Here is a 6,173-nt window from a genome sequence, read left to right as displayed (position 1 = left end):
CGGCTGGCTGGGCCAGCCACTGACGCTGTTCAGCCTGTTTGGCTTGCTGCTGGTGACGGCGATCAGCGTCGATTACGCGATCCTCATGCGCGAACAGGTCGGCGGCGCGGCCGTGAGCCTGCTGGGCACCTTGCTGGCGGCGCTGACCACCTGGCTGTCGTTCGGTCTGCTCGCGGTGTCCAGCACACCGGCCGTGAGCAATTTTGGACTGTCGGTGAGTCTGGGCCTGGCCTTCAGTTTCATCCTGGCGCCGTGGGCGGGACGACATATCCACAGTGTTCCGGTCGCGGAGTCGGCAACATGATGATCACCCTGTTCTGGCTGATGGCCCTCGCATTGTTCGCCGTGGCCACCCGAGTCGGCCGTCATTTCGGTCTGATCCCCATCGTCAGCCAACTGTTGTTGGCAACCTTCGGCCTGCCGCTGTTGATGTACTTCTGGATCGAGCCCGGTTGGCAGCTCAGCGGCGCTGAACTGATCTCGCCGACCTGGCTGAAAAATCTCTACAGCCTGAGTTTTGCCCTGCTGCTGGGGCACATTCTCAGCGACGTGATCGACCTGCGGCTGGATCGACAGAGCCTGAAAATTGCCCTGCCGAGTTTTTGCATTCCGTTCGCGGGCGGGCTGGCGACGGCGGTCTGGTTGCTCCCCCCACAGCCGTGGATCAGTTCATTGGCAGTGGGTCTGGTATTCGCCATCACCGCGATCCCGGTGTTGTATTTGTACCTGCGACACATCAACTACCCGCCCGATGCCACCCGGCGTCTGGTGCAGACCGCGATCCTCATCGACCTGGCGTGCTGGACGCTGTTCGGACTCGCTCAGGGCAGCCTGCACGTAAGCAGCCTGCTGCTGCCATTGGCCGGTGCTTGTCTGCCGGTGCTGCTGCGTCTGCTCGGTTTGCGTCAGGCGTTGCTGCACAGCGGCTGCTTCTTTGCACTGCTGGTGATCGCCGAGCACTTCAAGCTCAATGCGCTGATTTTCGGCATCGGCTATCTGCTGTGCATGGCGGCGTTGAAAGTGCCGTTGGTATGGCCAATACCCGCAGTGTGGATGAGCCGTTTGCAAACCTGGATCGCCATTCCGCTGATCCTCACGTTCGGCATCGTGCAGATCAACGTCCACGCCGCCATCACCAGCCTGAGCTGGCTACAACTGGGCGCCCTGCTGCTGTTGCCGATTGCCAGCAAATTGCTGGGCAACTGGTTGGGTCTCGGCTGGGCCGGTGCCTCCTTTGAAGGCGCCAACCGCTGGCGGGAAAGCCTGCTGCTGAATATTCGTGGCTTGAGTGAGATCGTTTTTCTCAACCTGCTGCTGCAACTCCAGCTCATCAGCCCGGCGTTGTACTTTGCGCTGATGGTGATGGGCTTGATCGCGACCTTACTGCCGGCACTGGCCGGCATGCACACTCCCCCTTTGAACATCGCCGCCCCGGCAAGGAGCCCTCGTGCCAACAGTTGAAATGCAACGGCGACAAGTCGTCGTCATCGGCGCGGGTCCCTCGGGTTCCATCGCTGCCGCGCTGCTTAAACGCAACGGTCACGATGTGCTGATAATCGAGCGCCAGCACTTCCCACGCTTTTCCATCGGCGAAAGCCTGTTGTCGCATTGCCTGGATTTCGTCGAAGAAGCCGGCATGCTCGATGCCGTGAATGCTGCCGGTTTCCAGCTCAAGAACGGCGCCGCATTCGCCTGGGGTGAGCAGTACAGCGCCTTTGATTTCGGCGACACCTTCAGCCACGGCAAGCCGACCACTTTCCAGGTACAGCGCGCCGATTTCGACAAGTTACTGGCCGATCAGGCCGCGCTGCAAGGCGTGGAGGTTCGTTACGGCGAAGCCATCGTCAGCGTCGATTTCGACTTGCCGAAACCGCAACTCGACGTGCTGCGCGAAGACGGCAGCCAGTACCGCGTTGAAGCGGATTTCGTGTTGGATGCCAGCGGCTACGGTCGTGTGTTGCCGCGTTTGCTGGACCTTGAAGCGCCCTCGAACTTTCCGGTGCGCCAAGCCGTGTTTACCCACATCGAAGACCACATCGACAGTCCGGCTTTCGAACGGGAAAAAATTCTCATCACCACCCATCCGATCCACCGCGACATCTGGTTCTGGACAATCCCGTTCAGCAACGGTCGTTGCTCGGTGGGCGTAGTCGCGGCCGCCGAACATTTCGAAGGCCGCATGGAAAATCTGGACGAATGCCTGCGCGGCTTCATCACTGAAACCCCAAGCCTGGCTGGGGTCCTGAAAAACGCCGTGTGGGACACTCCCGCACGGACCATCGGCGGCTACTCGGCCAACGTCAAAACCTTGCACGGTCCGGGCTTTGCGCTGCTCGGCAACGCCGCAGAATTCCTCGACCCGGTGTTCTCCTCCGGCGTGACCATCGCCATGCGTTCGGCGAGCATGGCCGCTGGCGTGTTGCATCGCCAACTGCAAGGGGAAAGCGTCGACTGGCAGACCGAGTTCGCCGAACCGCTCAAACGTGGCGTCGACACCTTCCGTTGCTACGTCGAAGGCTGGTACGCCGGGACTTTCCAGGATGTGATCTACCATCCAGGCGGCTCACCGGACATCCGCCGCATGATCAGTGCGATTCTCGCCGGTTATGCCTGGGACGAGCGCAACCCGTTCGTCAGTGAACCCAAGCGCCGGCTACGGATGTTGTCAGAACTCTGCGCTAGAGATGTCACATGAATGACAGAACCGCCTGTTTGCGGCGCAACACCCTTGAAGGTAATGCCTGATGACCCGTTTTCTGCTCCTGGGGTGTCTGCTGTTGCTGAGCGCTTGCGCCAGCCGGGCACCGCTGCCCGAGCACTTGCCAAACCTGACGTTGCCCCTGCAAATGCACATCCAGCGCCTGGAGGCCGACCAACGTCAAGACTGGGTATTGGTGATCCAGCAGGAAGACACGGGCCTTCGCTGGTCGATGATGGACTTGCTGGGCATTCCACAGGCACGTCAGATCCTGATCGATGACAAGTGGCAGGCCGACGGTCTGTTGCCGCCCAACCCGGAAGCCAGGGAGCTGTTCGCCGCGTTGCTGTTTGCCCTGACCCCCAAAGATCAACTGACGAACAACTATCCCACCGCCTGGCAGCACGGCAGGCAACGTTCCCTGCCCAAGCACTGGGACGTCAGTTATTCACAACCCATGACATTCGAATTGAACCTGCCCAAGGGGCCCCGGTATCAAGTCACACCACTGAGCGGGGAAGCGCCATGACGGCTTATCTGAATGCCCTTGGCGTGATCTGCGCGTTGGGTCGTGGCAAACGGCAAGTCGCCGCCAATCTGTTTGCCGGCGATTGCTCAGGCCTGCGCACCGAGACTGGCTGGGTGCCGGAGCGCGCATTGCCGGTGGCGGCGGTGAGCGGTGAACTGCCACCAATTCCGGTTGAGCTGAAAAAGCAAAACACCCGCAACAACCAATTGCTGCTGGAAGCCGCGCTGCAAATTCGCGAAGAGATTGACCAGGCGATCCAGACCTATGGTCGTGACCGTATCGGCGTGATTCTGGGCACCAGCACCTCGGGCATCGATGAGGCCAGCCGTGGGTTGGCCCATTACATTCGCGAGCATGAATTCCCTGCCGAGTACGACTATCAGCAACAAGAACTCGGTGCACCGGCCAATTTTCTGGCCGACTGGCTGCAACTGAGTGGCCCGGCGTATGTGATTTCCACCGCCTGCACCTCCAGCGCACGGGCGCTGATGAGTGCCCAACGGCTGCTGGATCTGGGCGTGTGCGACGCGGTGCTGTGCGGCGGCGTCGACAGTTTGTGCAAACTGACCTTGAACGGTTTCTCGGCGCTGGAAGCGGTATCCGGGCAGCGCTGCAATCCATTTTCGGTCAACCGCAACGGCATCAACATCGGTGAGGCAGCCGTGTTGTTTCTGATGACCAAAAACGCGGGGGATAGCCAGGCCATCGCCCTGCTCGGCAGCGGCGCCAGTTCCGATGCGCACCATATCTCTGCACCGGAACCTACCGGCCGTGGTGCCTTGCAAGCCATGAGCAAAGCCCTGAACCGGGCCAATCTGCAACCGCGGCAGATCCATTACCTGAACCTGCACGGCACCGCGACCCAGCATAACGACGCCATGGAAAGCCTCGCCGTGACGGCGCTGTTCCCGCAAGGCGTGCCCTGCTCCTCGACCAAGCCGATGACTGGTCACACCCTCGGTGCTGCCGGCGCTCTGGAAGCCGCGTTCTGCTGGCTGAGCCTGAGCCCGGACAACCGCGAACACGCCCTGCCACCGCACATCTGGGACGCCCAGCCCGACCCGCTGCTGCCCGCGTTGCATTGGGTGACCCCGACCGATCGCCTGACGTCCATTGCACCACGCTATCTGATGAGCAATTCCTTTGCTTTCGGTGGCAACAACGTCAGCCTGATTATCGGAGACGCACCATGATTGACTGGCCGCTCGCCGAGTTGCTGCCGCACGCTGGCGACATGATCCTTATCGAGCAGATTCTGGCGTTCGATGCAGAGCAGATTCACACCCGCCTGATTGTCAGGCCTGGCGGCCTGTTCAGCCGTCCCGATGGCAGCCTGCCGGCCTGGGTCGGCATCGAGTTGATGGCGCAGAGCGTCGCCGCCTTCGCCGGTTGCCATGCGCGCCAGCGCGGTGATGCGGTGGAACTGGGCTTTCTGCTTGGCAGCCGTAAATTCGAATGCAACGTCGAGCAGTTCCCGGCCGGCACCGAACTGACCATCCACGGCGTTCGCTCGCTGGAAGACGACAATGGCATGGGCGTGTTCGAATGCCATATCAACGCCCCCGGCATCCACGTCAGTGCCCGCCTGAACGTGTATCGCCCGCCTCAGGCGGCGCAATATATTCATGAACCTCAAGGAGTCCAGGCATGACTGAATCCGTACTGGTCACCGGTTCCAGCCGTGGCATAGGCCGCGCCATCGCCTTGCGCCTGGCTCAGTCCGGGCATGACATCGTGCTGCATTGCCGCAGCGGTATGGCGGACGCCATCGCCGTGAAAGGTGAAATCGAAGCCCTGGGCCGCAACGCACGCGTCCTGCAATTCGATGTGTCCGACCGCGCCAGCTGCAAAGCCATTCTCGAAGCCGACGTGGAAGCCCATGGTGCCTATTACGGCGTGGTGCTCAACGCCGGACTGACGCGTGACGGTGCTTTTCCGGCGCTGAGCGAGGATGATTGGGATGTGGTGATGCGCACCAACCTCGACGGTTTCTACAACGTGCTGCACCCGGTGATGATGCCGATGATCCGTCGTCGCGCCGCCGGGCGAATTGTCTGCATCACCTCGGTGTCGGGCTTGATCGGCAACCGCGGCCAGGTCAACTACAGTGCTTCCAAGGCCGGTCTGATCGGCGCGGCCAAGGCGCTGGCGATTGAATTGGGCAAACGCAAAATCACCGTCAATTGTGTCGCACCCGGCCTGATCGACACCGCCATGCTCGATGAAAACGTGCCCGTGGAAGAACTGATGAAAATGATCCCCGCACAACGCATGGGCACCCCCGAAGAGGTGGCCGGCGCGGTGAATTTCCTGATGTCGGCGGAAGCGTCGTACATCACCCGGCAGGTTCTGGCCGTCAATGGAGGCCTGTGCTGATGAAGCGCGTTGTCGTCACCGGCATGGCCGGCATTACCTCGTTGGGCAACGATTGGGAAACCATCGCCGGCCACTTCGCCGCCAACCGCAGCGGCGTTCGCCGCATGGACGAGTGGGATCGTTTCACCGAACTCAACACGCGCCTGGCCGCCCCCATCGACGACTTCAAGGTCCCGAGCCACTGGACCCGCAAGCAACTGCGCAGCATGGGCCGGGTGTCGCGGCTTGCGGTGGGCGCTGCCGAGCAAGCGCTGGCCGATGCCGGACTGCTTGGCGACGAGTCGATCAAGGACGGGCGGATGGGCGTCGCTTGCGGCTCATCCACCGGCAGCACCGACGAGATCAAGGCGTTCGGCAACATGCTGCTCAATTCAGTGGCTGAAGGCCTGAACGCCAATTCCTACGTGCGGATGATGCCGCACACCACGGCCGCGAACATCAGCATCTTCTTCGGCCTCACCGGTCGGTTGATCCCGACATCCAGCGCCTGCACCAGCGGCAGCCAGGGCATCGGTTACGCCTACGAGTCGATCAAGTTCGGCCGCCTGCCGCTGATGCTGGCGGGGGGGG

Annotated in this window: 7 protein-coding genes and 1 pseudogene; all 8 read left to right on the top strand. The window is 61.7% G+C overall.

Annotation, left to right across the window (positions count from 1 at the left end):
- A pseudogene (locus PMI22_RS28940) lies at positions 1-304 on the top strand (hypothetical protein); the annotation flags it as partial.
- The gene (locus PMI22_RS28945) at positions 301-1,461 is read left to right on the top strand and encodes a hypothetical protein (RefSeq protein WP_007942248.1); all 1,161 of its coding nucleotides are present in this window, start codon (positions 301-303) and stop codon (positions 1,459-1,461) included. The pseudogene PMI22_RS28940 and the gene PMI22_RS28945, both read left to right, overlap by 4 nt.
- A complete protein-coding gene (locus PMI22_RS28950; protein ID WP_007942246.1) occupies positions 1,448-2,695 on the top strand; it encodes an NAD(P)/FAD-dependent oxidoreductase in 1,248 nt (415 codons plus the stop codon). The genes PMI22_RS28945 and PMI22_RS28950 overlap by 14 nt, the downstream gene beginning before the upstream one ends.
- Positions 2,696-2,744: 49 nt before the next feature.
- The gene (locus PMI22_RS28955) at positions 2,745-3,227 is read left to right on the top strand and encodes a hypothetical protein (protein ID WP_007942245.1); all 483 of its coding nucleotides are present in this window, start codon (positions 2,745-2,747) and stop codon (positions 3,225-3,227) included.
- Positions 3,224-4,420 carry a beta-ketoacyl-[acyl-carrier-protein] synthase family protein gene (locus PMI22_RS28960; protein WP_007942244.1) on the top strand — a complete coding sequence of 399 codons (1,197 nt, stop codon included), beginning with the start codon at positions 3,224-3,226 and terminating at the stop codon, positions 4,418-4,420. Before PMI22_RS28955 ends, PMI22_RS28960 begins: the two co-directional genes overlap by 4 nt.
- Positions 4,417-4,878, top strand: coding sequence for a hotdog family protein (locus PMI22_RS28965; RefSeq protein ID WP_007942243.1), 462 nt, complete (start codon positions 4,417-4,419; stop codon positions 4,876-4,878). The genes PMI22_RS28960 and PMI22_RS28965 overlap by 4 nt, the downstream gene beginning before the upstream one ends.
- Positions 4,875-5,603 (top strand): 3-oxoacyl-ACP reductase FabG, encoded by a 729-nt coding sequence (gene fabG / locus PMI22_RS28970; RefSeq protein ID WP_007942242.1) that lies wholly within the window; start codon positions 4,875-4,877, stop codon positions 5,601-5,603. The genes PMI22_RS28965 and fabG overlap by 4 nt, the downstream gene beginning before the upstream one ends.
- Positions 5,603-6,173, top strand: a 571-nt coding sequence (locus tag PMI22_RS28975; protein ID WP_007942240.1) for a beta-ketoacyl synthase N-terminal-like domain-containing protein, incomplete at its 3' end; no start/stop codon positions are given. The genes fabG and PMI22_RS28975, both read left to right, overlap by 1 nt.

Source organism: Pseudomonas sp. GM21 (assembly GCF_000282215.1).
Taxonomy (GTDB): domain Bacteria; phylum Pseudomonadota; class Gammaproteobacteria; order Pseudomonadales; family Pseudomonadaceae; genus Aquipseudomonas.
Note: the sequence above shows the minus strand (reverse complement) of the source record. Positions and strands in the feature narration are given on the sequence as shown.

What these genes read in the sequence shown, in the direction of transcription:
- PMI22_RS28945 (WP_007942248.1), top strand. Translation starts at nt 301, where the DNA reads ATGATGATCACCCTGTTCTGGCTGATGGCCCTCGCATTGTTCGCCGTG.
- PMI22_RS28955 (WP_007942245.1), top strand. Translation starts at nt 2,745, where the DNA reads ATGACCCGTTTTCTGCTCCTGGGGTGTCTGCTGTTGCTGAGCGCTTGC.
- PMI22_RS28960 (WP_007942244.1), top strand. Translation starts at nt 3,224, where the DNA reads ATGACGGCTTATCTGAATGCCCTTGGCGTGATCTGCGCGTTGGGTCGT.
- PMI22_RS28965 (WP_007942243.1), top strand. Translation starts at nt 4,417, where the DNA reads ATGATTGACTGGCCGCTCGCCGAGTTGCTGCCGCACGCTGGCGACATG.
- fabG (WP_007942242.1), top strand. Translation starts at nt 4,875, where the DNA reads ATGACTGAATCCGTACTGGTCACCGGTTCCAGCCGTGGCATAGGCCGC.